Source organism: Candidatus Pelagibacter bacterium nBUS_36, assembly GCF_051201215.1.
Taxonomy (GTDB): domain Bacteria; phylum Pseudomonadota; class Alphaproteobacteria; order Pelagibacterales; family Pelagibacteraceae; genus Pelagibacter.
Window position 1 is genome coordinate 1047008 of the sequence record NZ_CP172839.1, and the last position, 26844, is coordinate 1073851.

Genomic DNA, 26844 nt, shown 5'->3' on the forward strand with positions numbered 1-26844 from the left:
AGTTTATCCAATTTTAATTGTATTAGCGTTAACAAATTCATATTTTGGAATTTCCATATTTAAAGGTGCTGGACCTTTTCTAATTCTACCAGATGTATCATAATGTGACCCATGGCAAGGACAGAACCATCCATCATAGTCACCTTTATCATTTAATGGCACACATCCTAAGTGGGTACACACACCAAGCATTACTAGCCACTCTGGATCTTTTGCTCTATCCTCATCTTTTTCAGGATGTTTTAAATCTTCCATTTTAACAGATTTTGCTTCTGAAATTTCTTCTTGAGTTCTTCTTCTAATGAAAACCGGTTTACCTCTCCAAAGAACTGTTATTGTGTTTCCAGGTTTAACTGAACTAACATCAACCTCCGTACTTGCCAAAGCTTTAACTGATGCATCTGGGTTCATTTGGTCAACTAGTGGCCATACAACTGCACCCACACCCACTGCTCCTACTGCATAAGATGCAGTAAATAAAAATTCTCTTCTTTTTGGCTTTTTATCTGACATTTTTTTAAATATTATTATTAAAAAACACTTAATATACGATTTCTTATAAGATAATAGTTTTTTTTCTACTGAAAGAATGACACATAAATATGAGCCAAAAAACAAAAATTGCATTATATCAACCAGATATTCCTCAAAATACTGCAGCAATAATTAGAACATGTGCCTGTTTGGGGGCTAAACTTGAAATTATTGAGCCATGTGGTTTTCATCTAAGTGATAAACGGTTTAAAAGAGTGGTAATGGATTATATGGATTGGGATAAAATTGATTTATATCAAAGTTCTGAACATTTCTTTGAGGCAAAAAAGAATCAAAGGATTGTATTAATGACAACAAAAGCATCCATATCTTATACAAAATTTAAATTTGATAAAAACGACACAATACTTTTTGGAAGAGAAAGTGCTGGAGTTCCTCAAAATGTTCATGAATTAATAGATGACCGTTTAAAAATACCAATGAATGAAAATGCTAGATCACTTAATATTGCTTCTTCAGTTGCAATTGTTTTAGCAGAAAGTTTAAGACAATCAGAGTTAATATAATGGATAACGAAATTAAAAAAGACCTTACCAGTAATTGGTTCAAGCTACTACAAAATGCTATTTGTGATGACATCACTAAATTAGAAAAAAATAAAATTAAATTTAAATCAACAATATGGCAAAGAAATAAAAATAAAGATGAAGGGGGTGGAGAATATAGAATTATCAAAGGTGGTAAAATTTTTGAAAAAGCAGGTGTAAATTTTTCAAAAGTTTATGGAAAGTTTCCAAAAAAATTTCAAAAAAATATCCCTGGAGCAAGTAAGGATCCTAGATTTTGGGCTTCAGGAATTTCAATAGTAATGCATATGCAAAATCCACATATTCCGGCAATGCATTTTAATACTAGATATATTTGTACAACTCAAAATTGGTTTGGTGGTGGTATGGATGTAACACCATCAATAAAAGATGATGGTGAAAAAAATAAATTTCATAATATTCTAAAAACAATGTGTGATCGACACAACAAAAAATATTACAAAAAATACAAAAAATGGTGTGATGAATATTTTTATTTACCTCATAGAAATGAGCCGAGAGGAATTGGTGGAATTTTTTTTGATTATAAAAAAGATAACTTTGAAAAAGATTTTCAGTTTGTAAGAGATGTTGGTGTTACATTTCAGATGATATTAAATAGTATTATTGAAAAAAAAATTAAGAAAAAATGGACTTTAAAAGATAAAGAGATGCAGTATATTAAAAGAGGTAGATACGCAGAATTTAACTTATTATATGATAGAGGCACAAAATTTGGATTACAAACAGGTGGCAATGTTGAGGGGATATTAATGTCATTACCACCAATCGCAAAATGGAAATAAATAAATGGATAAAGAACCAATCACATTAAACGGTTTAAATAAATTAAAAGACGAATTAGTTTTTTTAAAAGAAAAAAAAAGACCAGAAATTGTTGCTGCTATTGCCGAAGCAAGATCGCATGGAGATCTTAAGGAAAACGCAGAGTATCATGCCGCAAAAGAAGAACAATCTCACAGTGAAGGAAGAATAACTGAAATTAATGATATTATTGCAAGAGCAAACGTTATTGATGTTACAAAACTAAACAATGATGGAAAGGTTATCTTTGGCTCCACAGTTTTTTTAGAAAACTTAGATAATGGTGAAAAGATTAATTACAAAATAGTTGGAAAAGACGAGGCTGACCTAAAGCAAAAACTTATTTTTTTTCAATCTCCGATTGGAAAAGGCTTAATTGGCAAAAATAAAAGTGACCTTGTAGAAATAACAACTCCAGCTGGAGTTAAAAATTTTGAAATAAAAGATGTCAAATATGTTTAGCCTTTAATAATTTTTTGAATTTGCTTATCTAAAATTTGAAAACCATTTTTAACCCACATCTCTTCTATTATTTTTAGTTTATTTCCTAATATTTTTCCCTCAGGAATATTATACTTGGTCATTAGCACATTAGCACCAATTGGCATCGTTGGAATAATTTTATTTTTATAGACTTCTATTAATTTAATTAATTTTTTTTCAACTTTTGTAGATTTGAACAACTTATAATTTATAATATCAATTACAGCTTGCCTTCCATTGAAATAAAAAATCTTATTAAAATTATTTTCAGTAAAATTTTTGATATTGACTTTTTCTTTATAAAAAAAATTAATTATTCTTAATCTTTTTTGATCTTTTTTAGAGATATTAAATTTATAAAAAAAATAATCTGTATTGTCAGAACCATCAACAATCAAAAGGGATAATAAAAAAATAAAATCAACTTTGGATAAATTCTGATGCGCATGGGAGTTTAATTTTTTAAAACTATTTAAGTTTTTTAATTGTGGAAAGATAATTTCAATAAGCTCTAAACCTTCCTTATCATCAAATAACTTTAGAAAGCCATCAGATTTTGTTAATTTTTTAAATTCTTCTAACAACCTTTCTGAAGATAATTGTGAAACACCACCAATATTTTTTTTAATAATTCTGATAATTTCAGAATCATGTTTACGATTAGAGTAATTAACAAAAAAACGAATATATCTTAGGATGCGCAAGTAATCTTCTTTAATTCTATTTTCTGCATCTCCTATGAATTTTACATGACCATCTTCTAAATCTTTTTTACCATTATGAGGGTCAAATAAATTTCCTTCTTTGTCAGAGTATATTGAGTTTATAGAAAAATCTCTTCTAGCAGCATCTTCTTTCCAGTCCAAAGAAAATTCTACTTTTGCATGTCTTCCATCGGTAATCACATCTTTTCTTAAAGTGGTAATCTCAAATTTATGTTTATCTATGATTGCCGTGATGGTTCCATGATCAATACCAGTTTCATAAAAATTAATTTTTTTCTTTTTTAAAGCATCACAAACTTCATTTGGTTTTAAATTAGTCGCTAAATCAATATCATCCACAATTTCTTTTTTTACAACTTTTCTGATACAGCCCCCAACATATCTCACTTCACTATTTTCAGAATAAGAATTGATTGCTTCAAAAATTTTATTAGCAGGAGTTTTATTTGTAATATTTTTAAGATTTTGACTTATATAATCAAGATTACGTGATCTAAAAAAAATTTTATCTAATAAGTTGTCCATAAATGGCTGGGGCGCTAGGATTCGAACCTAGGATGCCGGTACCAAAAACCAGTGCCTTACCACTTGGCTACGCCCCAATATTGTTTTCATATAACACAATAAAATAAAATTTATATAGTTTTCGATGTATTACACCAATAATTTTTAAATTTTCTTCTAAATTGAACTTTAGCTAATTCACAATCTCGTTTTGATCTATAATAAGCAACTATTACTGAACCAGAGCCTGTCATTCTTACAAATAGTGGATTTTTTATATTTTCTAAAAATAACTTAATTTTTTTAAGTTTTGGATATTTTAAAAATGCAATTTTTTCTAAAGCATTTTCTTGATCTATTAAAAACTTAAAACCAAACATGGTTTTTTTAGGATTATCAAATTTTGATTTTGTAAAATTTTTTACCCCTGAGTAAATTTTTTTTGTAGAGCATCCAAAATTTGGACGAACTAACAAAGTGTAAAATTTGGGGCATTTAAAAAATCTTTTAACAACATTCTTTGATGACATAATAGTACTTATTGGAGTAATACCTAAAATCACATCCGAACCAATTAGATTAGAGATTTTTTTTATTTGCTTTTGATCTAATTTAATAAATTTTTTTTTGATCAAAAAACTTAAGATATTTGCTGCATTCATTGATCCTCCTCCAAGACCTGCTTTTTGAGGAATATTCTTTTTAATCTTAACTTCAAATTTTTGATTATTTAAAAGTTTCTTTTCATCAAGAATATCGAATAATTTTTTAACTGTATTATCTTTTTTTATATTTTTGGAGAATGTTCCATTAAAAGAAATTTGATGTTTGGTACCATAAGTTTTCTTAATTCTTATTAAATCATGCAAATTTACAAATGAAACAATGGTTTCAATTTTATGAAGTGAGAAAAGTTTTCCAATAACATTTAGTGCTAAATTAATTTTAGCATATGATTTTATCTTGTTGGAAATCATTTAAGAGTTTTTAAGACCTTCAACTATTTTAGTAGTTATTTTTTTTTTAAATCATCATCAGTATCATCAAAACCTAAAACGTTATTCCAAAAGTATCTAGCCTGAATTTTTCTATCAAGTTTCCATAAAATATCACCATAATGATCATTAACTGTTGGGTCTTCAGGCATTAATTCTACTGCTCTCTTTATGTATTTTTCTGCTTCAATATAATCGTCTATCAAATAAAAAGCCCATCCTATTGAATCTATAATATATGGGTCATCATTTCTTAAAGCATATGCCTTTTTCAACATTTCAATAGCTTCATCAATTTGATAATCTCGTTCCAACCACGAATACGCTAAGTAATTTAAAACATAAGCTTCATCAGGTTTAATTTTAAGGGATAATAATAAATCTTCGTCAGCCATCTTATAGTTGCCTAGTCGCTCATAACTTCCTCCTCTTCTATATAATAAATCTGATTTTATTTCTGAGTCTTCACTTAAAGACGCAATAATTTTGGTATAATACTCAATAGCTTTTTTGTAGTTTTTAGAATTTTTATAAAAGTTTGCAATATCAAAAACCATTTTCAAATTAGGGTTATCAATCTTTCTAAATTTTGAACTTATATAATCAATCCCCTCCTCATATCCATTTTCATTGATAATTATTTGTGTTTCTTTTTTAATTCTGAACCAGTAATAAAACTCATTTTCTTTGTCAAAATTTTTTAAAACTTTTTTTACTTTTTCATAGTCTTGATTAAGATAAAAATTTTCAGCTACAAGTGATGAATTTAATATAAATTTTGGATTTAAATAATTTGAAAGATTCAAATAGAAATTTGATTTTTCAAAATTATCTTGAGATGAATAAAGATTTGAAATTAAGAATAAGAACTCGCTGACAATATCATTGTGATTATTGCATGAAAAAATCTTATTAAATTTTTTGAATTCATTGTTTTCAACCCAACTCTTACTTTGAGTGAGTAAAAGTGTAGAATTAATATATTCAAGTTGACCAACAACTGCCCTGGCTTCCTCTATTTTTTTGTTTTGAATTAAATAATTGATGTAAAAAAATATATATCTTGAGTAATCTCCATCTGGATTATTGATTAAATTTAAAAATGAAGATCTAGCACTATCTTTTTTAAGATAACATCTTTGGAACGCTTGATTAATAATTGATATATTTCCAAAATTTTTTTTATTAGATAATATTTTTTTATTTTTAAAGGTATGGATGTATTGTCTTAAAGATTCGAATATTACCAAATTGAATCTATTTTGATTTTGAAATTTTAAACTTTGATTTAAAAATTTTTCAGCTTTTTCAAAGTTATTTTTTTTTAAACTATTAGTGATCAATAGTATGTATGCATCAAAAAATTCTAAGTTACTTTTATTACTGTTATTTTTGATAATATTAATAGCTTGTGCAACTTTATCTTCTAAAACTAAAGAATAAACATATCGTTTTAAATAAGAGTCATGTTTGTTAAGTAAAACCTTAGATGCATTAAAAAACTTTAAGGCATCAAAATTATTTTGGTTTTCAAATGCAACGATGCCTGAAAAATAATTTGTTAAATCACGCGAATTAAACTCATTAAAACTAGCACTTTTAGAATATCCTGGTGTCTGATAGAGTAATCCTAGAATTACAAATAATTTCATTAGTTTATTAAACATTTGATCATTCTATGACTAAAAAAATGATAAATCAAAAAGGCAAATTAGACGTGGAATTAATAAATACTATAGAGCCAAACTTTATATTCAATGATAAGCCAATAAATAGATTTAATACTCTTGAAATCAATAACAACAATCAGGTTGAAAAAACTGAACTTTTAAAAGAATTAAAAAAACGAATAAATTCAATCGAAAATTGTAATTTAAAAGAGAATTCTCAAAATCTAGTTCTGGGTGACGGTAATATTAATAGCCCAATTATGTTGATTGGTGAAGCGCCTGGGGCTGAGGAAGATAAATCTGGTATAACATTCAAAGGTGAAGTTGGCGAACTATTAAATAAAATGTTTTTGGCAATAGGTATCAAAAGACAAAATATCTATAGCAGTTATGCAATAAATTTTAGACCACCAGAAGATCGAAAACCTACATCAATAGAAATCAAAAGATACTCTATTTTTCTAAAAGAGCATATTTCAGTTATTAATCCAAAGATTGTTATTGTAATGGGCAGTTCTGCGATGGAGGCAGTGACAGGAATTAATACTAAAATATCTTCTGAAAGAGGAAAATGGAAAGAAGTGATATTAAAAAATAAAACTTATCCAATAATGATTACATTTAACCCTTCATATTTAATTAGATTTCCAGAAAATAAAAAATATTCTTGGGAAGATTTAAAAAGAATTAAACAAAAAATTCAAGATTTAAAAATAAAGATTTAATGAAAGTAACTGCGGGGGTCGACGAAGTTGGAAGAGGAAGTTTAATAGGTCCTGTGTACGCTGCTGCAGTAATTCTAAATAGATCAATCAATATAAGATTATTAAAAGACTCAAAGTTGGTTGCCAAAGATAAAAGAGAATTGTTATCTAATTATATCAAAAAAAATTCAATTTGGGCTGTTGGTAAAGCTTCCGTTAAAGAGATAGACAAAATAAATATATTACAGGCAAGTTTACTAGCAATGAAAAGAGCTATAAAAAAACTCAAAAAAAAACCATCTCATATTTTAATTGATGGCAATAAAGTTCCTGATTTAAAAAATTATAATTTGAAAGCAGTAATTAAAGGTGATCAAAAAATTCCTTCAATCTCTGCTGCTTCTATAATTGCTAAAGTTTCAAGGGATAAGTTTATAACTACGCTTGCTAGAGATAATAAAGGATATGGTTGGGATCAAAATTTTGGCTATGGAACTAAACAGCATTTAAAAGCAATTAAAAAACTTGGCATTAATAAGCATCATAGAAAAACTTTTTCCCCGATATCTAAGTTTAAGGCACACAATATATAGTTGTCATCAATTCACTTAACACAAATCGAATCCAAATAATTCAATCCTAGGTTGACCCGAGAATCCATTTGGAGTCTAATTAATTTCTACAAATGAAAAGTGAATTTAAAAATAAAATTATTAACGGCGACAGTCTCGAAGAATTAAAAAAAATTCCACGTGAAACTTTTGATTTAATTTTTGCAGACCCTCCATACAACTTACAATTAAAAAGTGAATTAACTAGACCAGACAGATCTAAGGTCAGTGCCGTTAACGATAAATGGGATCAGTTTGAAAATTTTAAAAAGTATGACGATTTTACTTATCAATGGTTGTCAGAATGTAAGAGAATTTTAAAAAAAGATGGAGCTATTTGGGTTATTGGAAGTTATCACAATATATTTAGGGTTGGAACAGCTATACAAAATTTAGGTTTTTGGATTTTAAATGATGTTATTTGGAACAAGAATAATCCTATGCCAAATTTTAGAGGAACACGTTTTACTAATGCACATGAAACTTTAATTTGGGCTTCAAAAAGTGAGAAGTCAAAATACACTTTCAATTATCAATCATTAAAATGTTTAAACGATGATCTTCAAATGAGATCTAATTGGAATTTACCAATTTGCAATGGGGCTGAGAGATTAAAGAAAAATGGAAAAAAAGTACACTCAACACAAAAACCAGAATCTCTTCTACATAGAGTGTTATTGGCATCATCTAATAAAAATGACTTGATCTTAGATCCGTTTCTAGGATCTGGAACCACAGCAACTGTTGCAAAAAAATTGGGTAGAAATTATTTTGGTGTAGAAAAAGAAAAGGTTTATTTTAAAGCAGCAGAACAAAGATTAAAAAATACAAAACCTATTGAGGATGATTTATTAGACACTCTTAAAAATAATAGATCAAAACCAAGAATACCTTTTGGCTCTTTAGTTGAACTTGGAATAATTAAACCAGGTACTAGCATTTTTGATAACAAGCAAAAAATATCTGCAAAAATTATGGCTGACGGCAGCATTAAACATGACCAAACTGAGGGATCTATCCATAAAGTTGCAGCAACCATTTTAGGTGCTGAAAGCTGTAATGGCTGGACTTACTGGCATTGCGATATTAATGGAAGAATACATCCAATTGACTATCTAAGACAAAGATTAATTTCAAAAAATTAATTATTATAAATTTTACCTAAATAGTTTTCTAAAAATTTCTTATTTTTTGTTAATAATTTTAAGCTGATGTTTCGAAAAAAAACTATCACTGGGTTAGATGCATGAAAAGCAAATTGATTTAATTTTGATCTGTTGTTAATCATTTTTACTTTTACAACTCTATTTTCATAAAAATTACTTTTATCATTTATAATATTTTCAAATAATTCTGATGCACCCTCGATTGATTGTGATGCTCCTTGGGCAAATGAAGGTGGAAAGGCAAAAAATGCGTCTCCTAATAAAAAGATATTTTTACCAGGTTTGAGATAACCTTTGCTAACAAAAACTGGGAAGCATTTAATATTATTAATATTTTCTAGAACAGTTGTTGAAAATTCATTTTGTAGTTTGTCTTTAATGTCCTGAATGAAAGTTTCTTCTTTAAAAAGGGTATAATTGTCAAGCTCTTTTGCTTTTAATTGATATTTTAAAACTCCAATAAAGTTATAATTTTCATTTTCTTTATTTACTGGATAAATCACATAATGAAAATTGCGCCCCATGAATAAAGAAATATTATTTTCATTTAAATTATGAAGTTTGTTTTTTGAAATATTGCCCCTAATTGCAACGGAATTATTATAAGAAGACTTTATTTCATTATTCGAAATTAATGATTTTCCTTTTGAAAAAACACCATCAGAAATAATTAAATGATCACAAATTGCTTTGTTATTTTTATTAAAAGTTAAATATATTTGATCATCTTTTTTTTCAATTTTTTCAATACTGTGGTCATACTTAATTACATTATCATTTAATCTATCTTTTAAAAATTGAACTAATTTAGATCTTTTTAGCGTTGTATACTTACAGTCCTCAGAATTAAAATCTGAAATATTGAGATCACATATTTTTTTTTCTTTTTTGATTGTATAAAAATCAATTTTTTCGGGATTAAATATGTCTTTACTTTCTAAAGTATTAAATCCAATTCTATTAAGAAGTTTGATGCTGTTAGTTGATAACTGTATTCCATATCCTTCATCTAAATTGAATGATGTATTTTTTTCATAAATATCTACCTGATAATCTTGATTTTCTTTAAATAAGTTTGCAATAAATAAACCTGAAATACCCGCTCCTATTATCGCAATTTTTTTCATTTATGATTTTCCAAATATTTAACAATCTTTTTTGTAAAAGTTGGCAAAGTATAGTTTTTTAAATTTTTAGGATCAATCCAATAAGAATAAGGAATAGCTTTAATCATCTTATTATATTCAATTTTGACACTCATATTCATATTTGACATTTTAAAACTCATATTTTGTTTAAAATTTTTTGGTTTTATTAATTCTTTCATTGGAAAAATGTTCAAATTTTTTAGAAAATTAAACCTATTATTTTTAACTAATAAATATTTATTATTTCTTTTATAAACTTTGAGTAAAAAATATTTATCTCTATTTTTTTTTATTACTTTAGTTAAATTGAAATCTTTTTTGATAAAAGATGTACATTTTTTTGAAATAGGACATTGATTACAAAGTGGATTTTTTGGCTTGCAAATTAACGCTCCTAATTCCATTAAAGCTTGTGCATAATCGCTTGATCTTCTAGATGTGCCAAAAATTTTTTTTTGCTTAATCAAATTTTCTTTTTGAATTTGATTTTCTTTTTTTAAGTAAAGATATCTTTTTAAAACTCTTTCAATATTTCCATCTAATGGGATTAGTGGCTTGTTAAAGGCAATAGCAGAAATCGCACTTGCAGTATAATCTCCAATACCAGGTAAAGATTTTAACTCCAAAAAATTACTAGGTAATTTCTTATTGAAGTCTTTTACAATTAATTGTGCAGCTTTTTTAAGATTTCTAACTCTGGAATAATATCCAAGACCTTCCCAAAATTTTATAAGTTTGAGATTATCAAATTTTGCTAGAGTTTCTATATCAGGAATATTTTTTATAAATCGATTGAAATAAGGTATTACAGTTATAACTTGAGTTTGTTGAAGCATATATTCACTAACTAAGGTGTAATATTGCTTTTTTTTTAAGGACGTCTTTTTTCTCCAAGGCAATGATCTTTTATTAATATCATACCAATTAAGAATTTTATTTGTTATTATTGACTCTTTCATATGCGATCTAAAAATAATATTAAGCAGAGAAATAGTACCATTCAAGGCTTAAGATCTTTTAAAGACACTTTGCCTAAAAATGTTAAAAAAATTATTAACAAGAAAGGTCATATCTATTCTGAAACACTCTCTAATTGGAAATATATCGTAGGAGAAAAATTATTTAAATTTTGTTATCCAAAAACATTTAAAAATTCAAATAAGTTTGGTGTTAGCACCTTGGTGATTATGGTAAAAAGAGGTCATGAGGTTGACATGGAGTACTCAAAAAAAGAAATTTTAGATAAAATGAATAGTTTTTTTGGTTATTCAGTTGTAGAAAAGTTAAAGTTTATCAGCTTTGATGATCAACAAAAAATTATCTTAAAAGATAGAAATAATCGTGAAAATGTCGCAATTAATAAATATCAAAATAAAATTAATGATGTTAAAAATGATAAAATTAAAAAATCACTTATTGAACTAACCAAAGTATTTAAAGAAAAATGAAAAAATTTTTTATTTTAATAATAATATTTTTAAGCACTATTTCTAAAATTACTGCTGATGAGATCAAAAGAATCAGTGTTGGAAATGTTGATGCAAAAATTACTATTATCGCATTTGAGTCTTTAACTTGTAGCCACTGCGCAGACTTCCACAAAGATGTTTATCCACAACTTAAAAAAGAATATCTTGATACTGGTCTAGCTAAAATTGAATTTAGGCACTTTCCATTAGATATTGCAGCTTTTAATGCATCAAAAGTTTCCCAATGTAAAAATGATGGTGATTCTTCTATCCTTAATAGTTTATTTTCAAATCAACAAAAATGGGTCAAAGGTAATTCCGTAGAAGAGGCAAATAAAAATCTTCAAAAATTTTTAGTAAATGAGGGCTTTAATGTAGATTTTGAAAAATGCATTAAAAATGAGGAGATTGAAGATTTTGTATTAAACGACCGAATCGATGGTGTTAAAAAATACAAAGTAAATGCTACTCCTACGATAATAATTAACAACGAAAAGTTCGAGAAATCTCTTAATTATAAAAATTTAAAAAAAGCTCTAGAAAAACTGATATAAGTTAATGTATGGAGTTTAAAAAAATCCAGCTAAATGGATTTAAATCTTTTGCTGATAAAACAAATTTCTTAATTGAAGAAGGTCTTACTGGAATTGTGGGTCCAAACGGATGTGGAAAATCAAATATCGTTGAGTCTTTAAGATGGGTTATGGGAGAAACTTCTGCAAAGAGTATGCGTGGATCAGGGATGGAAGATGTAATTTTTTCTGGGACTTCTAACAAAGCATCAAAAAATATTGCTGAAGTTTCAATTGAAGTTGAAAATAAAAATAATGAAGGTCCAGTTCAGTATCGTGAACTTGAAGGAATCAGCGTTAGAAGAAAAATTGAAAAAGACAAAGGTTCCAAATTTTATATTAATGACAAAGAAGTAAGAGCAAGAGATGCTCAAATGTTTTTTGCCGATTTATCAACTGGTGCACACTCGCCCTCAATGATTAGCCAGGGGCGTATTGGTGCTCTAGTTACTGCCAAACCAACAGACCGAAGAGCTATATTAGAAGAGGCAGCAGGAATATCTGGATTACATGTAAGAAGGCACGAAGCTGAACTAAGGTTAGGAGCTGCAGAAAACAATCTTAAAAGAGCTGATGAACTTAGAAGACAGCAAGAAAAGCAATTAGCCAATCTTCAAAAGCAAGCTGAGGAAGCTACAAAATATAAATTAATTACTGATGAAATAAAAAAGATAGAAGCAGGTCTTTATTACTTAAAATTAATTGAAATAGATAAAGAAATAAGGATAGAAAATGAAATCAATAGTGAAGCTGGGGGTGAAGTTGAGGGCTTTAATACCAAGATATCTGATCTAGAAAATTTAATCAAAATAGCAATAGATAAAGTTTCGCCATTAAGAGAAAAAAATATTGAAAATTTATCTAGAATTCAAAGATTAAACTTAGAGTTACAAAATTTAGATGAAGAAAATACCAGAACACAAGATGAAATTGAAACTATCAAAAAATCTCTTCAAACTCTTGATGAGGATATTACAAGAGAGAGGGGTATTATTATAGATGCAAATTCTAATGAAAAAAGACTGAAAGAGGAGAAGTCGGATTTAATAGAAGTAGACTCAAAATATTTTGAAACTGAAAAGTTATCTAATGAAGAATTAGAGACTGCTAAGAATAGCCTTAAAGAAGAGCAAAAAGCTGTTGATGATGTAGTTAACAATATTGCCGAAGGAACAATAAACATAAGTATTGGCCCAATTAAGAATGTTAAAAACTCAATTAATAGAGTTAAAGAATTGATTGATAGCAATGAGATAAATCAGGCGGTTACTTTATTAGATAGATGTAACATGGAACTAGATAATTTTTTAAATGACTTGAAAAATGAAAAATCTAGAGAGGAACTATTAAGTGTTAATGAAAAATCACAAAATATTAGAAAACTTCAAGAAAAATATGCAGACGCATACAGTAAAAATCAATCAATTAAAAATGAGTCAATCAAACGTAATGAAAGAATTAAAACTATCGAAACTGAAATTGAAAGTTGGATAAATTTGTTGTCAAATTCAGAAAAAATGGTTTCAGAATTAACTGAAAGAAAAAATAAACTAAACACACAATTAAAAGAGTTGGATAATCAACCAAGTGTACAAGCAGAAAGAAAAGGTCAAATTTCTGAAAACTTGAGAATTTCTGACAAAGAAAAAATTGATAATGATGATGTCATTCAAGAGACCGATCAACAAATTGAAACATTAAGAGCTCAATTAAATGAGATTCAAGAACAGTCAATTCAAATTAGGGAACGTAAAGCAAGTTCTGGTGCAACTATTGAAGGATTACAAAAAAGAAAAAGTGATTTACTGGATAGAATTAATTCTGAACTTAGCTTAACAGAAGAAAATATTTTAGAAAATTCTAACTTAAATGGTGTTGAAGAATTACCTAATGCTGTTGATCAAGAAGATTCTTTAGATAAAAAAAAACAAGAAAGAGAAAAACTAGGATCAGTAAACTTAAAAGCTGATGAAGAGACAAGTAAATACGAGGATGAAATAAAAAAAATGGAGCAAGATCGATCAGATCTAGTAACAGCAATAATTAAATTAAAAGATAGCATTAATGAACTTAACCAAAAAGGAAGGGAGAGACTAATTGAGGCATTTGAAAAAGTTAATAGAAAGTTTAATGAAGTTTATACAAAACTTTTTAATGGTGGAAATGCTAAGCTTGAATTAGTTGAACTCAGATGATCCTCTTGAGGCAGGTTTGGAAATGCTAGTAAGCCCTCCTGGTAAAAGACTTCAGTCCATAACTTTACTATCTGGTGGTGAGCAAGCTTTGACTGCTCTATCTTTAATTTTTGCAGTTTTTTTAACTAATCCCTCTCCTATTTGTGTGTTAGATGAAGTAGATGCACCACTTGATGATGCTAACGTAACAAGATTTTGTAGCCTTCTAGAAGAACTAATTAAGATTACAAATACAAAATTTATTATTGTAACTCATCACGCTTTAACAATGTCTAAAATGAACAGACTTTACGGGGTTACAATGCCAGAAAAAGGAATTAGCCAACTAGTAGCTGTTGATTTACAAAAAGCAGAGAGTATGGTTGCCTAAACTATACAAATGCCAAAAGATCAGTTTAAAACTCGCTTAGAGATTGCAAAAAAGAAGATTTCAAAGAAAAACTTATACGATAACAAGAATAACCCTTCTTCTATTGGAACTGCCTTCAAATTAAGCACAGAATTAGTCTCTGCTGTAGCAGTAGGGACAATTATTGGGTTTATTTTTGACAAGACCTTTGGTACTAAACCCTGGTTTATATTAATATTTTTTTTTGTGGGTGTGGTTGCTGGAATAACCAACGTAATTAGATCTGCAAAAAATATGCAAAAATAGATAGAATTTTATGGCAGGAAATCCAATGACCCAATTCAATGTACACAGAATTGGACCAGAAATAAAAGTAGGTGCTTTTGACATCTCATTTACTAACGCAAGCTTGTTTATGATTATAAGTTCAGTTGCAATTTTATTAATTTTTAGCCTTGGTTCTAAAAAAAATTCCTTATTACCAAATAAAATTCAGCTTCTAGCTGAGCTGAGTTATACTTTTGTATCAAAGATGATTAGTGATACGGCTGGATCAAAAGCAAAACCATATTTTGCATTTATATTTTCACTTTTTATGTTTGTTCTTTTTTGCAACATGTTTGGTATGATACCTTACACATTTACTGTAACTAGCCATATAATAGTTACATTTGTATTAGCTTCTTTTATTTTTATTGGAGTTACAGTTATTGGCTTCATTAAACATGGCTTTGGTTATTTAAAGTTATTTGTTCCTAGTGGAGTGCCAGCAGTGCTACTTCCACTAATAGTAGTTATAGAAATTATTTCTTATTTAAGTAGACCAATCAGTTTGTCGGTTAGGTTATTTGCAAACATGATGGCAGGTCATACTATGATGAAAGTTTTCGGAGGCTTTGTTATAAGTCTTGGAATAGTTGGTGGATGGCTTCCACTGAGTTTTTCGGTTGCATTAACAGGTTTGGAGATCCTAGTTGCTTTTCTTCAAGCATATGTTTTTGCGATCTTAACCTGCATCTATTTAAATGATGCATTAAATTTACACCATTAATTAACATAGGAGGATATAATGGAATTAGAAGCAGCAAAAATGATCGGAGCAGGCTTAGCAGCAATAGCTTTAGCTGGTGCCGGTGTTGGTATTGGAATAATTTTTGGAAACTATTTGTCAGGAGCGATGAGAAATCCTTCTGCTGCACAAAAACAGTTTCCTAACTTGCTTTTAGGTTTTGCACTTGCTGAAGCAACAGGATTATTTGGATTAGTAGTTGCATTAATCATTCTTTTTGCGTTTTAAATTAAATGATTAAAAAAATATTTTTTCAGTCAATATTTTTTAGCTTCCTGTTTTCTATGGAAGCTTTTGCAGCTGAAAGTGGTGGCATGCCTCAATTAAATCCTGAATTTTGGGTTTCTCAGATATTTTGGTTAACGCTAACGTTTGGAGTGTTGTATGTAGTTTTATCTAAATTAATACTTCCAAAAATTAGTAGAAACTTAGAGACCAGAAAATCTCAAATATTAGAAAACATTGAGGCTGCAGAGAAGCAAAGAGAAGACAGTGAAACAAAACTAAAAGAGTTTGATGAAATTATTTCTAAAAGCAAACTTGAAGCTAAAAGCATCTTTAATCAAGCTAGAGAAAAAGCCTTAAAAGATATTGGCGCTAAAAAAGAAGTACTAAACAAACAAATTGATAATGAAATTGAAAAAGCTGAACAAGAAATAAAAGTTTTGCAAGATGGTGCACCTGATAAAATCACCAAAATAGCAATAGAAACTTCTTCAGAATTAATCCAAAAACTTATTGGTGCCGAAGTAAACAATAGCAGCATTTCTGCAATTGTAGATGATTTGTCAAAAAGAAATGGAGATAAATACTATGGCAATTGATGCAACGTTCTGGGTAGCAGTTTCGTTTATTATTTTTTTTGGAGCCTTAATTTATCTAAAGATACCTCAAAAAATAACTGAATTATTAGATAAAATGATTTCAGATATCAAGAATGAGATTGACGAAAGTGAGAAGTTAAGAACTGAAGCAAAAACATTGCTTGATAATGCGCAAAATAAATTGGATACAGCACAAACAGTAAGCAATAAGATTATAGAAGAAGCTAAAAAAGATACTGATAAATTAATAATTGAATTAAATGATAAATTTCACAAATCCTCAGAAATTAAAAAAAATTTAGCTGAAAATAAAATAAGTCAAATGAAAGAAGCAGCTATCAAAGAAATAAAAGATACTTCTATTAAAATAGCTATAGATTCTGTTAAAAAAATTATTACTACATCAGTAGACAAATCTAAACTTGATACAGTATTTCAAAAAAATTTAGATGAAACTAAAGAAGAGTTAAAAAAAATTAATTCATAATACTCTTACAATTTTTTAAAAAAGTTATAAATTATTAGAATGAATTCTATAGTTATTGGTTCTGGTTTTGGTGGAATTGCATCTGCTCTTCGACTTAAAGCCAAAGGTCATAAAGTTACATTAATAGAAAAACATCCTGATCTTGGTGGTCGAGCAAGAGTGTTCAGAAAAAATGGCTTTGTATTTGATGGAGGACCAACTGTTATTACTGCACCCTATCTTATTGATGAGTTATTTGAACTATTTCAAAAGGATCCAAAAGATTATATTAAACTTTCTCCACTTAAAATTTGGTATCAATTTATTTTTGAAGATAATTCAAAGTTTAATTACTCTGGTAATGAGACTGAAATGAAAAGCCAAATTGAAAAATTTGGCAAAGAAGATGTTAATGGTTATGAAAAATTAGTAAACTTTACAAAGAAAATTTTTGATAAAGGTTTTACAGAACTTGCTGATGTGCCTTTTGATAAACCATTTGCAATGATGAAGCAGCTGCCAGCATTGTTAAGACTTAAAAGTTATAAATCTGTTTATTCATTAGTTTCAACATATATTAAGAACGAAAAACTAAGAAGAATGTTTAGTATGCATCCTCTTCTAGTGGGAGGTAACCCTTTTACTACTACCTCAATTTATGGACTAATTCTATATCTAGAAAAAAAATGGGGCATACATTATTCAATGGGTGGAACAGGAAATATAATCAGAGGTTTTGAAAATTTAATGGAAGAAGTTGGAATAAAAATTTTAAAAAATAGTGAAGTTACAAAAATAATATCAAACAACAACAAGATTTCTGGGGTTCAAATAAATAATCAAAAAATAATAGATGCTGATAACGTTATTTGTAACGCAGATCCACCAGCTGTTTACGAAAAATTATTAGATGGTAATACCAATATCTCGTCATTATTTAAATGGAAAAAAAATAGAATGGAATATTCTATGGGGTTATTTGTTTATTATTTTGGAACTAAAAAAATATATGAAAACGTTGAACATCACACAATTAAATTTGGCAATAAATACAAAGAACATCTTGATGATATATTTAATAATAAAAAATTGAATAATGATATTAGTTATTACCTGCATAGACCCACTGCTACTGACAAATCAATGGCACCTGAAGGAAATGATTGTTTTTATGTTTTGATACCTGTTCCCAATAACCAGTCTGGAATTGATTGGAATATAGAGGGTGAAAAGATAAAAAATTTAGTAATTGATAAAATGGAAAATGATTTAATGCCTAATCTTAAAGATAACATTGTTGAAGACTTCTACTTAACACCAGATTATTTTGAAAATGATTTAAATACTAAATTTGGATCTGGTTTCTCAATCCAGCCAAAATTTACTCAGTCTGCATATTTTAGGTTTCATAACAAGTCAGAGATATATAAAGGACTTTATTTTGTTGGAGCTGGAACACATCCTGGTGCAGGAGTGCCAGGAGTATTATCATCTGCAAAAGTATTAGATAAAATTTTATAATGTCTGAAAAAAACTATCTGTCAATTTACGCCAAATCTTTTAATTGGGCAGGTTTTTTTTTACCAAAACAAACTTATAAAAAATGCTCTACATTGTACAATTTTTGTAGAGTTGCAGATAACATAGCTGATGATCCCAATCCTTTAGATGTTAAAAAAAACAAATTTATAGAATTTAAAGATAATTTTAATAAAAAAAATTTTAAGAACCCTGTTATAGAAAATATGTGGAAACTAATAGATGAATTTAATATTCCTTTAAAAGTTGTACACGATTTACTTGATGGAATTAATTCTGATATAAAAAATAATATAAAATTGAATACAAAGAAAGAATTATTAATTTATTCATACAGAGTTGCTGGAACAGTGGGTTTAATGATGGCAAAAATTTTAAAAGTGAAAAAAAAAAGTTCATTAAAATCTGCTATTGACTTGGGAATCGCTATGCAACTAACCAATATTTCAAGAGATGTAATCGAAGATTTGAATAATGACAGGTCTTATATAAATCAAAGATTTGAAGATATTAAGTCAACTATAGAACTATCAGAAAAATTTTACGAAAATTCATTTTACTCAATTAGAGAAATACCTATTAGTTTTCGTTTTTCTATATTAATTGCACGAAGAGTTTACAGAAAAATTGGACATAAAATATTAAAAAAACAGAATATAGAAAATTATAAAAAAAGTGGAAAAATTTATGTTACTAATTTTGAAAAAATTACAGAAACTTTTCTTGCAATCTTAGATTTATTCCAACTTTTATTAATTAGAAAAGATGATACTGATATTCAACATGACCATTTTTTAATAAATGAAGAAATAAATTTAGATGAAAGAATTTGATTATATAATAATTGGTGGGGGTTGTTCTGGGTTATCGCTTGCCTATGAATTGGAAATTCATGATAAAATTAAAGATAAAACTTTAGCAATAATAGAACCAAGAATAGAGTACATAAGAGACAAAACATGGTCTTTTTGGAAAATGTTTGAGCATAATTTTGACGATTGTATAAAAAAAAGTTGGAATAATTTTTCAATAAATTCTCCTAATGAAACTAAATATTTAGAATGTAAGGCAACACCGTACCAAACTATTGATAGCGGATTATTTTATCAAAAAATAATTACAAAATTAAAACAAAATAAGAATATTTTTTTTTTTAAGAATATAAATGAAGTAAATCATGAAAATTCTATCATTTTTAATAGTGTTCCTGAAATCAAAAAAGCTGATAATAAATTATGGCAACATTTCTGTGGTGTTGAAATAGAAACTAAAAATGATTTTTTTGATGATGAAATATTTAATTTAATGGATTTTGCTTGTGATCAAAGAAATAAAGTTCATTTTTTTTATACACTACCTTTTACAAAAAAAAAGGCACTTGTTGAAACTACATGGATATCAGAACTAAATAATGATTCTTTGAAAGATTATGAAAATCAAATTGATAATTATTTATCTAATCATTTAAATTTAAGAGAATGCAAAATAAATTTTAAAGAAATGGGGGCAATTCCTCTATTTAGACAAAAAAATCCTATTAAGAAAAACTATATAAATATTGGATCTATAGGAGGAATGACAAGACTAAGCACAGGTTACACCTTCTTAAATATTCAAGAACAAAGTAAATATATAAGAAAAAATATTGAAAATATAAAAAAGACTAGATTATTTAAAATTAATAAAAAATATGATTTCTTTGATAAGATTTTTTTAAAAGTTTTGAAAAATAACTCCTCCAAAATGGGAAATATCTTTTATAAAATGTTTGAATGTCAGCCAAATACTGTGATAAAATTTTTATCTAATAAAAGTAACTTTAAGGATGATTTAGCCGTAATTTCTAAAATGCCTAAGTGGCTATTCATAAAAAATATATTTTAGTATGAACAACAAACTTAAAAGAGTTAATCTAAATCACTCTTTTATATTTTTTTTATTTAGCAATTTTATTTTTTTATTAACCCTTAAGATTATTAATTTTACTCTTGCTCCAATCATATGCTTATTATTAATTTTGACTATTGGTGTATCACACGGTTCTTTGGACCATACAAAAGGTAAAAAACTTTTGCAAATACTCAATATAAAGGGAATGTATATTTTTTATTTATTATACACATTAATATCCATTTCAATTATCATTTTATGGATTTTCGCACCATCCACTTCATTAATAATTTTTTTGATAGTTGCTTCTTTTCATTTTGGAAAAGAAGATACTAAATTTTTAATTGAAGAAAATAGTTTATTAAATCAATTACTTTTTTTTTTAAAAGGATCTTTAATAATTTTAGCACCAATATTTTTTCACTTTGATGAAACAATAACTATATTCAGATATTTACTAATAGATAATGAAGCTTTCTACTCAACTTTAGAATTTATAGAAGTAAATAATATAATATATACAGGAATTTTATTAAGTACATTTTCATCTATTTATTTATTTTTAAAAAATTTTGAGATTAAAAAAATAACAATTTTTTTAGATTATTTTTCTATTTTAATTATAAATTATTTTCTTTCTCCATTGGTGGCTTTTACTGTTTATTTTTGTTTTTTACATTCAATTAGACATAGTATTTCTTTAGTTTATGAAATAGATAAAATAGATTTTAAAAATGGCTTAAAAATATTTGTAAAAAGAGCACTTCCATTAACAATTTTAACAGCAATACTTTGTGTAATAGGTTTGTATTTGCTAAATAATAGCTATGATTTGGATAATTCAATTTTAAAAATAGTATTTATAGGTTTGGCGTCTTTAACCTTTCCACATATATTGCTCGAATATTTTCTAGAAAAAAATGAAAAATAAAGAAATAAAAATTTTACTATCTGCACCTCGTGGATTTTGTGCTGGCGTTGAAAGAGCTATCGAAATTGTTGAAAAATCAATCCAAAAATATGGAGCACCAGTGTATGTTCGCCATGAAATTGTACACAATAAATATGTTGTTGATGATTTAAAAAGTAAGGGTGCAATATTTGTGGAAGAACTTGAAGAAATAAAAGATAAATCTAGACCAGTAATTTTTTCTGCTCACGGGGTACCAAAAAAAATCCCAGAAGATGCTAAAAATTATAATATGACTTATGTAGATGCTACATGTCCTTTAGTTTCTAAAGTCCATAGAGAAGCTGAAAATCTTAAGAAAGCTGGCTATCATATAATTTTAATTGGCCATCAAAATCACCCTGAGGTTATAGGTACTATGGGGCAATTACCTCACGGATCAATTAATCTTATTCAAAATGAAGAAGAGGCTAAAAATTATAACGAGAAGGTAAATAAAAAAATTGCTTTTGTCACTCAGACAACCCTTTCTGTGGATGACACAAAAGAAATAATTAAAGTCTTAAAAAATAAATTTCCAGATATACGAGAGCCACTTAAAGAAGATATTTGTTATGCTACAACTAATAGACAAATGGCTGTTAAAAATATAGCAAAAAAATGTGATATGTTTTTTGTAATTGGAAGTAGAAATTCATCAAATTCTGTAAGACTTGTTGAGGTTGCAAAAAAATCAGGCTGCTCAAAAGCACAATTAATACATTCTGAAAGTGAGATACCTTATGAACAAATTGGAAACTCAAATATAATTGGAGTCTCTTCTGGTGCATCAGCTCCAGAAATATTGGTTGATAATTTTATAAACAATTTAAGAAATAGATTTACTATTAATATAGATGAAGTAGAAATAATTAAAGAAAACGTAGAATTTAAGATTCCAAAAAAACTAAATTAAATGGCTGTTTATACAAAAATTAGTAATAAAGAAATTACTTTCATAAATTCTCAATTTGATATTGATAAAATTAAAAATTTTAAAGGTATTAAAAAAGGAATTGAAAATACAAATTATTTATTAAGATCAAAAAATGAAAAATTAATTTTAACTATTTTCGAAAAAAGAGTTTTGAATAGAGAAATACCATTTTTTATGCAACTAATGGACACTTTAAATAATTCAGGAATTAGTTGCCCAAAACCTCTAAAAAATAAAAGTGGAAATTATTTGATAAAGCTAAAAGGAAAAACTGCTTGTATCGTTTCATTTATAGAAGGTAGTGATAAAATTAAACTTAATCCCAAAAACTGCTTTGATATTGGTAAAATAATTGCTCGTATGCACACCATTACAAAAAATATTAAATTATATAGAAAAAACTCAATGGGTATTGAATATTTGAGTCCTCTTTTAAAAAGTATAAAATTTAAATCTAAAAAATTCACAAATTTAGAAAAATTTTTAAAAGTTAATTTAAATTACTTAAAAAAAAATTGGCCAAAAAAACTGCCTCTTGGAATAATTCATGGAGATTTATTTGTTGATAATATTTTTTTTAAGAAAAATAAATTGTCTGGAATTATTGACTTTTACTTTGCTGCAAATGATTATTTTATGTATGAAATTGCTATTTGCATTAATGCTTTGTGCTTTGATATTAAAAAATCTAAATTTATTATAAACAAACAAAAAGTTAACAATTTAATAAAAGGATATGAAAGTATTAAAAAGATATCTTTAAAAGAAAAAAAATCATTAAATATTTTATGTAGAGGTGCGGCAATTAGATATCTACTTACTAGACTTTATGACTATTCAAACACTCCTAAAACGGCATTAATACAAATAAAAGATCCAAATGAATATTATCAAAAACTTATCACACATAATAATTTGAGATATTACAAAGATTATTTGATTTAATGATTGAAATTTATACAGATGGTTCTTGCCTAACAAATCCTGGAAATGGCGGTTGGGCCGCAATTATTAATAAAGATGGTAAGATTTCAAAAATTAGTGGAAGTGAAAAAAATACCACAAATAATAGAATGGAATTAATAGCACCAATTAACGCTTTAAAAGATATGGAAGATAATTCGCAAATTAAATTATATACCGATTCTCAATATGTAAAACTTGGTATAACTGAATGGATTAATAAGTGGGTAATTAATAATTGGCAAACATCTAAAAAAGAAGATGTAAAAAATAAAGATTTATGGATTGAACTATATAATCTAAACAAATCTTTAAATGTAAACTGGAATTGGGTTAAAGCACATGCTGGCAACCCTATGAATGAAGAAGTTGACTTATTGGCCAAAAAAGCAGCAAATTCAAAATAATTTTATAAAATTTTCAGCAGCAGAAACTTCGCAAGAGCCCGCATCTTCCTCTTCTTTTAATTCAATTACTTTTAAGTTATCAACTAACATTGTGTATCTATTGGACCTAATGCCAAGCCCTCTTGCACTTTTATCCACTTCTGCACCAATCGCTTTTGTAAAATTTAAAAATGGATCTCCGACCATTAAGATTTTGCTACCTACACTATGCTCTTTACCCCAAGCATTCATCACAAAGGGATCATTGACTGAAACACAAATAATATGATCAATTCCTTTTTCTTTATATTGCTCAAACATTTTAACATAACCAGGTAAATGTTTTGCAGAACACACCGATGTATATGCACCTGGTAAACCAAATATAACTACTTTTTTATTTTTTAGAAATTCTTGAGTGCTTATTTTTTCAGGATTTCCATGATCTATAACAAAGACCTCTGAATTTGGTATTTGATCATTTACTTTAATATTCATTAAATTCTTTCTCTAATATGTTTCTTTATTTTATTAACATCGTTATCAATGATATCAAATTTCTCTTCTTCATTCATAACAAACATTAATTCTTTAGGAAGATCTTCTTTTAAATCAATAGCTTTTTTAATTGCATCTGGAAATTTACATGGGTGAGCTGTCGCTAAAACTATATTATTTCCATTTAAATTAACTTTGTCAAATGCTCCATAACCTATTGCACTATGCGGATCTAAGATAATGTTATATTTTTTATAAATAGTATTTATGGTTTTCAAAACTTCTTCCTCACTCATTCTAGATGATAAGAAATTCTTGTTAATTAAATTTAATTTTTTATCATCAATTATATATTTTCCATTGTCACTAATATTTTTCATTATCTCTACTATTTCTAAATCATCACCATTATTTAAATCATAAAGTAATCTTTCAAAATTGCTGGCTATCTGTATGTCCATGCTAGGGGATATAGTTTCATGAACTTTTTCTACTTCGTAATTTCCATTTGAAATTGCTCTATGCAAAATGTCATTTTGATTAGTTGCTATAATCAATTTGTTTATTGGTAGTCCCATTTTTTTTGCTAAATATCCTGCATAAACATCACCGAAATTTCCTGTTGGCACAGAAAAATTTATAGGTTGTTTATTATCTTCAATTAAAAAGTAGCTATAAAAATAATATACACTCTGAGCTATAATTCTTGCCCAATTTATTGAATTTACACCTGACATTTTAATATCATTAGAAAAATTTTTATCCGCAAACATTGTTTTTACTAAATTTTGACAATCATCAAAATTTCCATCTACAGCTATATTAAACACATTCTTTTCTTTTCCTGTTGTCATCAATTTTCTTTGAACAGAAGACACTTTATTGTGTGGGTGAAGCACAAAAATATTTACATTTTTTTTTCCTTTAATAGCATCAATAGCTGCTGCCCCAGTATCACCTGAGGTTGCTACAACAATGTTAAGTTTTTTATTTTCATTAGTTAAATAATATTCATAAAAATTTCCCAAAAGTTGCATCGCAATATCTTTAAAGGCTAATGTTGGACCATGAAATAATTCAAGTACTGATCTATCTCCAACTTTTACAAGCTCAACAACATTTTTTTTTCTAAAAACTGAATAGGATTTATTTATAATTTGAGCTAGATCACCTTTAGTCATAAAATTACCAATGAATGGGTAGATAATTTTTTTTGCTAATTCTGTGTATTCAAGGTTTTTTAATTCATTGATGTCAATTTTATGTAATGAGCGAGGTATAAATAACCCCCCATCATCTGCAAGTCCTTTTATAAAAACATCTTTAAACTCAAAAACTTTTTTACTATTTCTTGTGCTTATATATTCCATCTAATAATTTTTTTTTCTGAAATATAGATATATTAAAAGAATTGAAATCGCCATTGAAAACCAGGTAATGGCATATTTTTTATGATTGTTTGAAATTTTTGCTGTTATCACTTTAGGTTTAGGAAGCTTATAATCGCCATTTAAATAAATAATATATTTTGAAAATTCTTTTCCAGTGTATTCAAAAATATCTTCTCGGTCTAATGTAAACCAGTAATTTTTTTGAATATCATTTTGAGGTTTAAAAGAATTTGCTTTACTTTGAGTTTTTAAGGTACCTATTATATCATTTTGATTGATATAATTTATTTCAGATCTATCTTTTTTATCAAATGGTATCCAGCCTCTATTAATTAAATAATTTTCGTTATTAATCAAAATAGGATTAATTACTTCAAAACCAGGTTTGCCACTTTCATTTAAATTATATAAATAAATTTGTTTTTCAAAATCAATTTTACCTGATGTTTTGATTCTCAGATAATTTTTTTTATCAATATTAGATAATTCAATTGGGCTACTTTTTAATGATTGTTCGATTTGATTTATTAAATCTAATTTCCAATTTAATCTATATAACTGCCAAGACCCTAGTGAAAATAGCACTAATATAATAAAGTATACAAAAACTGAAAATAAGAACTTATTCTTCAAGGATTAAATATTAACTTCCCCAAATATATATAGCTGCAAATAAAAACAACCAAACTACGTCAACAAAGTGCCAATACCAAGCCGCAGCCTCAAATCCAAAATGATGGTCTTTATTGAAATGTCCAAGTTTTCCTCTCCATAAACATACAGCTAAGAATATTGTTCCTATAATTACATGGAAACCATGAAAACCTGTTGCCATGTAGAAAACTGCTCCATAAATATGTCCAGAATAATCAAATGAAGCGTGATGATATTCGTATGCCTGAAGTAAAGTAAAACAAAAACCTAGAATAACTGTTAGTGTAAGACCTTGAATGAAACTTTTTCTGTCGTCTTCTAATAGTGCATGATGAGACCAAGTTACAGTAGTACCTGACAGTAATAAGATAAGTGTATTAATTAAAGGAATGTCCCATGGATCAAAAGTTTCTATATCTTTTGGTGGCCAAACATTTCCAACGAACTCATTTGGAAACAAACTGATATCAAAATATGCCCAAAACCAAGCAACAAAAAACATTACTTCTGATGCGATGAACAGTGTCATTCCATATCTATGGTGAATTTGAACAACAGGAGTGTGATGCCCCTGATGTTCCGCTTCTATCACAACATCTCTGAACCACATATAAGCACCATAAAGCACAAGAGCTAAACCAAGATACATTCCCCATGAAACATCATTATGCATATAATAAATTGTTCCAATTGCTAATACTAAGCATGAAAATGATACATAGATAGGCCAAGGACTTGGGTCTACTAAATGATAATCGTGTTTTTTTTCAGCTGACATTT

30 protein-coding genes, 1 tRNA gene and 1 pseudogene are annotated in these 26844 nt (G+C 27.4%); 21 read left to right on the plus strand and 11 right to left on the minus strand.

The features are described 5' to 3' along the window. Positions 1–3: 3 nt before the first annotated feature. Positions 4–513, minus strand: a complete 510-nt coding sequence (gene petA, locus ACIJYI_RS05695) for a ubiquinol-cytochrome c reductase iron-sulfur subunit (protein WP_435113558.1) — start codon at positions 511–513, stop codon at positions 4–6. An 89-nt stretch (positions 514–602) separates the two neighbouring features. On the opposite strand from petA, the gene ACIJYI_RS05700 reads away from it, so the two are divergent. Genes ACIJYI_RS05700 through greA form a run of 3 tightly spaced genes read left to right on the plus strand, consistent with a single transcriptional unit; the run spans position 603 to position 2369 of the window. After that, a complete protein-coding gene (locus ACIJYI_RS05700; protein WP_435113560.1) occupies positions 603–1061 on the plus strand; it encodes a tRNA (cytidine(34)-2'-O)-methyltransferase in 459 nt (152 codons plus the stop codon). Next, positions 1061–1888, plus strand: a complete 828-nt coding sequence (hemF, locus tag ACIJYI_RS05705; RefSeq protein ID WP_435113562.1) for an oxygen-dependent coproporphyrinogen oxidase — start codon at positions 1061–1063, stop codon at positions 1886–1888. Before ACIJYI_RS05700 ends, hemF begins: the two co-directional genes overlap by 1 nt. A 4-nt stretch (positions 1889–1892) precedes the next feature. Then, positions 1893–2369, plus strand: coding sequence for a transcription elongation factor GreA (gene greA / locus ACIJYI_RS05710; RefSeq protein ID WP_435113564.1), 477 nt, complete (start codon positions 1893–1895; stop codon positions 2367–2369). Here the strand turns inward: greA and ACIJYI_RS05715 are convergent. From ACIJYI_RS05715 to ACIJYI_RS05730, 4 genes are all read right to left on the minus strand, one after another. Continuing rightward, a complete protein-coding gene (locus ACIJYI_RS05715) occupies positions 2366–3640 on the minus strand; it encodes a CCA tRNA nucleotidyltransferase (RefSeq protein ID WP_435113566.1) in 1275 nt (424 codons plus the stop codon). The genes greA and ACIJYI_RS05715 overlap by 4 nt on opposite strands. 3 nt (positions 3641–3643) lie before the next feature. Further along, a tRNA-Gln gene (locus ACIJYI_RS05720) sits at positions 3644–3717 on the minus strand. 33 nt (positions 3718–3750) lie between these two features. Continuing rightward, the gene (locus ACIJYI_RS05725; RefSeq protein WP_435113568.1) at positions 3751–4596 is read right to left on the minus strand and encodes a 4-(cytidine 5'-diphospho)-2-C-methyl-D-erythritol kinase; all 846 of its coding nucleotides are present in this window, start codon (positions 4594–4596) and stop codon (positions 3751–3753) included. A 35-nt stretch (positions 4597–4631) separates the two neighbouring features. Further along, entirely contained in the window at positions 4632–6266 is a 1635-nt protein-coding gene (locus tag ACIJYI_RS05730) for a tetratricopeptide repeat protein (RefSeq protein WP_435113570.1), read from the minus strand. 38 nt (positions 6267–6304) lie between these two features. Between ACIJYI_RS05730 and ACIJYI_RS05735 the strand changes: the two genes are divergently transcribed. From ACIJYI_RS05735 to ACIJYI_RS05745, 3 genes are all read left to right on the plus strand, one after another. Then, the gene (locus tag ACIJYI_RS05735) at positions 6305–7009 is read left to right on the plus strand and encodes a uracil-DNA glycosylase (RefSeq protein WP_435113572.1); all 705 of its coding nucleotides are present in this window, start codon (positions 6305–6307) and stop codon (positions 7007–7009) included. Continuing rightward, complete coding sequence (locus ACIJYI_RS05740) at positions 7009–7581, plus strand: ribonuclease HII (RefSeq protein ID WP_435113574.1); 573 nt, start codon at positions 7009–7011, stop codon at positions 7579–7581. The genes ACIJYI_RS05735 and ACIJYI_RS05740 overlap by 1 nt, the downstream gene beginning before the upstream one ends. 92 nt (positions 7582–7673) lie before the next feature. Next, positions 7674–8744: a site-specific DNA-methyltransferase gene (locus tag ACIJYI_RS05745; protein WP_435113576.1), complete on the plus strand. Its 1071-nt coding sequence runs from the start codon at positions 7674–7676 to the stop codon at positions 8742–8744. Here ACIJYI_RS05745 and ACIJYI_RS05750 read toward each other — a convergent pair. Both ACIJYI_RS05750 and ACIJYI_RS05755 read right to left on the minus strand, forming a co-directional pair. After that, positions 8741–9892 carry an FAD-dependent monooxygenase gene (locus ACIJYI_RS05750; RefSeq protein WP_435113579.1) on the minus strand — a complete coding sequence of 384 codons (1152 nt, stop codon included), beginning with the start codon at positions 9890–9892 and terminating at the stop codon, positions 8741–8743. The two genes, ACIJYI_RS05745 and ACIJYI_RS05750, sit on opposite strands and share 4 nt — an antisense overlap. Beyond that, positions 9889–10872, minus strand: coding sequence for an A/G-specific adenine glycosylase (locus tag ACIJYI_RS05755; protein WP_435113581.1), 984 nt, complete (start codon positions 10870–10872; stop codon positions 9889–9891). The genes ACIJYI_RS05750 and ACIJYI_RS05755 overlap by 4 nt, the downstream gene beginning before the upstream one ends. Here ACIJYI_RS05755 and ACIJYI_RS05760 point away from each other — a divergent pair, their 5' ends adjacent. The 15 genes and pseudogenes from ACIJYI_RS05760 (at position 10873) to rnhA (ending at position 23542) form a co-directional block, all read left to right on the plus strand. Further along, positions 10873–11361 (plus strand): DUF721 domain-containing protein, encoded by a 489-nt coding sequence (locus tag ACIJYI_RS05760; RefSeq protein WP_435113583.1) that lies wholly within the window; start codon positions 10873–10875, stop codon positions 11359–11361. It begins immediately after the preceding gene. Then, positions 11358–11936: a thioredoxin domain-containing protein gene (locus tag ACIJYI_RS05765; protein WP_435113585.1), complete on the plus strand. Its 579-nt coding sequence runs from the start codon at positions 11358–11360 to the stop codon at positions 11934–11936. The genes ACIJYI_RS05760 and ACIJYI_RS05765 overlap by 4 nt, the downstream gene beginning before the upstream one ends. Before the next feature lie 8 nt (positions 11937–11944). Continuing rightward, positions 11945–14519 (plus strand): annotated as a pseudogene (locus tag ACIJYI_RS05770) (chromosome segregation SMC family protein). A gap of 9 nt (positions 14520–14528) precedes the next feature. Then, complete coding sequence (locus ACIJYI_RS05775; RefSeq protein WP_435113587.1) at positions 14529–14804, plus strand: AtpZ/AtpI family protein; 276 nt, start codon at positions 14529–14531, stop codon at positions 14802–14804. Between the two features lie 10 nt (positions 14805–14814). Further along, positions 14815–15549, plus strand: a complete 735-nt coding sequence (locus ACIJYI_RS05780) for a F0F1 ATP synthase subunit A (protein WP_435113589.1) — start codon at positions 14815–14817, stop codon at positions 15547–15549. Positions 15550–15567: 18 nt separating this feature from the next. Then, complete coding sequence (locus tag ACIJYI_RS05785; RefSeq protein ID WP_006997791.1) at positions 15568–15795, plus strand: F0F1 ATP synthase subunit C; 228 nt, start codon at positions 15568–15570, stop codon at positions 15793–15795. A gap of 5 nt (positions 15796–15800) precedes the next feature. Then, a complete protein-coding gene (locus tag ACIJYI_RS05790; protein WP_435113591.1) occupies positions 15801–16391 on the plus strand; it encodes a F0F1 ATP synthase subunit B family protein in 591 nt (196 codons plus the stop codon). Next, positions 16366–16878 carry a F0F1 ATP synthase subunit B family protein gene (locus ACIJYI_RS05795; protein WP_435113593.1) on the plus strand — a complete coding sequence of 171 codons (513 nt, stop codon included), beginning with the start codon at positions 16366–16368 and terminating at the stop codon, positions 16876–16878. Before ACIJYI_RS05790 ends, ACIJYI_RS05795 begins: the two co-directional genes overlap by 26 nt. Positions 16879–16917: 39 nt before the next feature. Next, on the plus strand, positions 16918–18378 hold the full coding sequence (gene crtI / locus ACIJYI_RS05800) for a phytoene desaturase family protein (protein ID WP_435113595.1): 1461 nt from the start codon (positions 16918–16920) through the stop codon (positions 18376–18378). After that, entirely contained in the window at positions 18378–19229 is an 852-nt protein-coding gene (locus ACIJYI_RS05805; RefSeq protein ID WP_435113597.1) for a phytoene/squalene synthase family protein, read from the plus strand. Before crtI ends, ACIJYI_RS05805 begins: the two co-directional genes overlap by 1 nt. After that, positions 19216–20280: a lycopene cyclase family protein gene (locus ACIJYI_RS05810; RefSeq protein ID WP_435113599.1), complete on the plus strand. Its 1065-nt coding sequence runs from the start codon at positions 19216–19218 to the stop codon at positions 20278–20280. Before ACIJYI_RS05805 ends, ACIJYI_RS05810 begins: the two co-directional genes overlap by 14 nt. Before the next feature lies 1 nt (position 20281). After that, on the plus strand, positions 20282–21217 hold the full coding sequence (locus tag ACIJYI_RS05815; protein WP_435113601.1) for a Brp/Blh family beta-carotene 15,15'-dioxygenase: 936 nt from the start codon (positions 20282–20284) through the stop codon (positions 21215–21217). Then, complete coding sequence (gene ispH / locus ACIJYI_RS05820) at positions 21207–22151, plus strand: 4-hydroxy-3-methylbut-2-enyl diphosphate reductase (protein ID WP_435113603.1); 945 nt, start codon at positions 21207–21209, stop codon at positions 22149–22151. The genes ACIJYI_RS05815 and ispH overlap by 11 nt, the downstream gene beginning before the upstream one ends. Then, positions 22152–23117, plus strand: a complete 966-nt coding sequence (locus ACIJYI_RS05825; RefSeq protein ID WP_435113605.1) for a homoserine kinase — start codon at positions 22152–22154, stop codon at positions 23115–23117. Further along, entirely contained in the window at positions 23117–23542 is a 426-nt protein-coding gene (rnhA, locus tag ACIJYI_RS05830; RefSeq protein ID WP_435113607.1) for a ribonuclease HI, read from the plus strand. Before ACIJYI_RS05825 ends, rnhA begins: the two co-directional genes overlap by 1 nt. Here the strand turns inward: rnhA and ACIJYI_RS05835 are convergent. Genes ACIJYI_RS05835 through ACIJYI_RS05850 form a run of 4 tightly spaced genes read right to left on the minus strand, consistent with a single transcriptional unit; the run spans position 23534 to position 26842 of the window. Further along, positions 23534–24019: a peroxiredoxin gene (locus ACIJYI_RS05835; protein WP_435113609.1), complete on the minus strand. Its 486-nt coding sequence runs from the start codon at positions 24017–24019 to the stop codon at positions 23534–23536. The two genes, rnhA and ACIJYI_RS05835, sit on opposite strands and share 9 nt — an antisense overlap. After that, complete coding sequence (gene thrC, locus ACIJYI_RS05840; RefSeq protein WP_435113612.1) at positions 24019–25389, minus strand: threonine synthase; 1371 nt, start codon at positions 25387–25389, stop codon at positions 24019–24021. Before thrC ends, ACIJYI_RS05835 begins: the two co-directional genes overlap by 1 nt. After that, on the minus strand, positions 25390–25995 hold the full coding sequence (locus ACIJYI_RS05845; RefSeq protein ID WP_435113614.1) for an SURF1 family protein: 606 nt from the start codon (positions 25993–25995) through the stop codon (positions 25390–25392). It lies immediately after the preceding gene. Positions 25996–26053: 58 nt separating this feature from the next. Next, positions 26054–26842, minus strand: coding sequence for a cytochrome c oxidase subunit 3 (locus ACIJYI_RS05850; RefSeq protein WP_435113616.1), 789 nt, complete (start codon positions 26840–26842; stop codon positions 26054–26056). Positions 26843–26844: the final 2 nt, after the last annotated feature.

Coding starts and splice junctions, on each gene's coding strand:
- ACIJYI_RS05700 (WP_435113560.1), top strand. CDS start 603: ATGAGCCAAAAAACAAAAATTGCATTATATCAACCAGATATTCCTCAA.
- ACIJYI_RS05795 (WP_435113593.1), top strand. CDS start 16,366: ATGGAGATAAATACTATGGCAATTGATGCAACGTTCTGGGTAGCAGTT.
- ACIJYI_RS05725 (WP_435113568.1), bottom strand. CDS start 4,596: ATGATTTCCAACAAGATAAAATCATATGCTAAAATTAATTTAGCACTA.
- ACIJYI_RS05730 (WP_435113570.1), bottom strand. CDS start 6,266: ATGAAATTATTTGTAATTCTAGGATTACTCTATCAGACACCAGGATAT.
- ACIJYI_RS05790 (WP_435113591.1), top strand. CDS start 15,801: ATGATTAAAAAAATATTTTTTCAGTCAATATTTTTTAGCTTCCTGTTT.
- ACIJYI_RS05715 (WP_435113566.1), bottom strand. CDS start 3,640: ATGGACAACTTATTAGATAAAATTTTTTTTAGATCACGTAATCTTGAT.
- ACIJYI_RS05810 (WP_435113599.1), top strand. CDS start 19,216: ATGAAAGAATTTGATTATATAATAATTGGTGGGGGTTGTTCTGGGTTA.
- ACIJYI_RS05740 (WP_435113574.1), top strand. CDS start 7,009: ATGAAAGTAACTGCGGGGGTCGACGAAGTTGGAAGAGGAAGTTTAATA.
- ACIJYI_RS05805 (WP_435113597.1), top strand. CDS start 18,378: ATGTCTGAAAAAAACTATCTGTCAATTTACGCCAAATCTTTTAATTGG.
- hemF (WP_435113562.1), top strand. CDS start 1,061: ATGGATAACGAAATTAAAAAAGACCTTACCAGTAATTGGTTCAAGCTA.
- ACIJYI_RS05760 (WP_435113583.1), top strand. CDS start 10,873: ATGCGATCTAAAAATAATATTAAGCAGAGAAATAGTACCATTCAAGGC.
- thrC (WP_435113612.1), bottom strand. CDS start 25,389: ATGGAATATATAAGCACAAGAAATAGTAAAAAAGTTTTTGAGTTTAAA.
- ACIJYI_RS05785 (WP_006997791.1), top strand. CDS start 15,568: ATGGAATTAGAAGCAGCAAAAATGATCGGAGCAGGCTTAGCAGCAATA.
- ACIJYI_RS05735 (WP_435113572.1), top strand. CDS start 6,305: ATGATAAATCAAAAAGGCAAATTAGACGTGGAATTAATAAATACTATA.
- ACIJYI_RS05775 (WP_435113587.1), top strand. CDS start 14,529: ATGCCAAAAGATCAGTTTAAAACTCGCTTAGAGATTGCAAAAAAGAAG.
- ispH (WP_435113603.1), top strand. CDS start 21,207: ATGAAAAATAAAGAAATAAAAATTTTACTATCTGCACCTCGTGGATTT.
- ACIJYI_RS05850 (WP_435113616.1), bottom strand. CDS start 26,842: ATGTCAGCTGAAAAAAAACACGATTATCATTTAGTAGACCCAAGTCCT.
- ACIJYI_RS05835 (WP_435113609.1), bottom strand. CDS start 24,019: ATGAATATTAAAGTAAATGATCAAATACCAAATTCAGAGGTCTTTGTT.
- ACIJYI_RS05750 (WP_435113579.1), bottom strand. CDS start 9,892: ATGAAAAAAATTGCGATAATAGGAGCGGGTATTTCAGGTTTATTTATT.
- ACIJYI_RS05780 (WP_435113589.1), top strand. CDS start 14,815: ATGGCAGGAAATCCAATGACCCAATTCAATGTACACAGAATTGGACCA.
- rnhA (WP_435113607.1), top strand. CDS start 23,117: ATGATTGAAATTTATACAGATGGTTCTTGCCTAACAAATCCTGGAAAT.
- petA (WP_435113558.1), bottom strand. CDS start 513: ATGTCAGATAAAAAGCCAAAAAGAAGAGAATTTTTATTTACTGCATCT.
- ACIJYI_RS05825 (WP_435113605.1), top strand. CDS start 22,152: ATGGCTGTTTATACAAAAATTAGTAATAAAGAAATTACTTTCATAAAT.
- ACIJYI_RS05745 (WP_435113576.1), top strand. CDS start 7,674: ATGAAAAGTGAATTTAAAAATAAAATTATTAACGGCGACAGTCTCGAA.
- ACIJYI_RS05765 (WP_435113585.1), top strand. CDS start 11,358: ATGAAAAAATTTTTTATTTTAATAATAATATTTTTAAGCACTATTTCT.
- greA (WP_435113564.1), top strand. CDS start 1,893: ATGGATAAAGAACCAATCACATTAAACGGTTTAAATAAATTAAAAGAC.
- crtI (WP_435113595.1), top strand. CDS start 16,918: ATGAATTCTATAGTTATTGGTTCTGGTTTTGGTGGAATTGCATCTGCT.
- ACIJYI_RS05755 (WP_435113581.1), bottom strand. CDS start 10,872: ATGAAAGAGTCAATAATAACAAATAAAATTCTTAATTGGTATGATATT.
- ACIJYI_RS05815 (WP_435113601.1), top strand. CDS start 20,282: ATGAACAACAAACTTAAAAGAGTTAATCTAAATCACTCTTTTATATTT.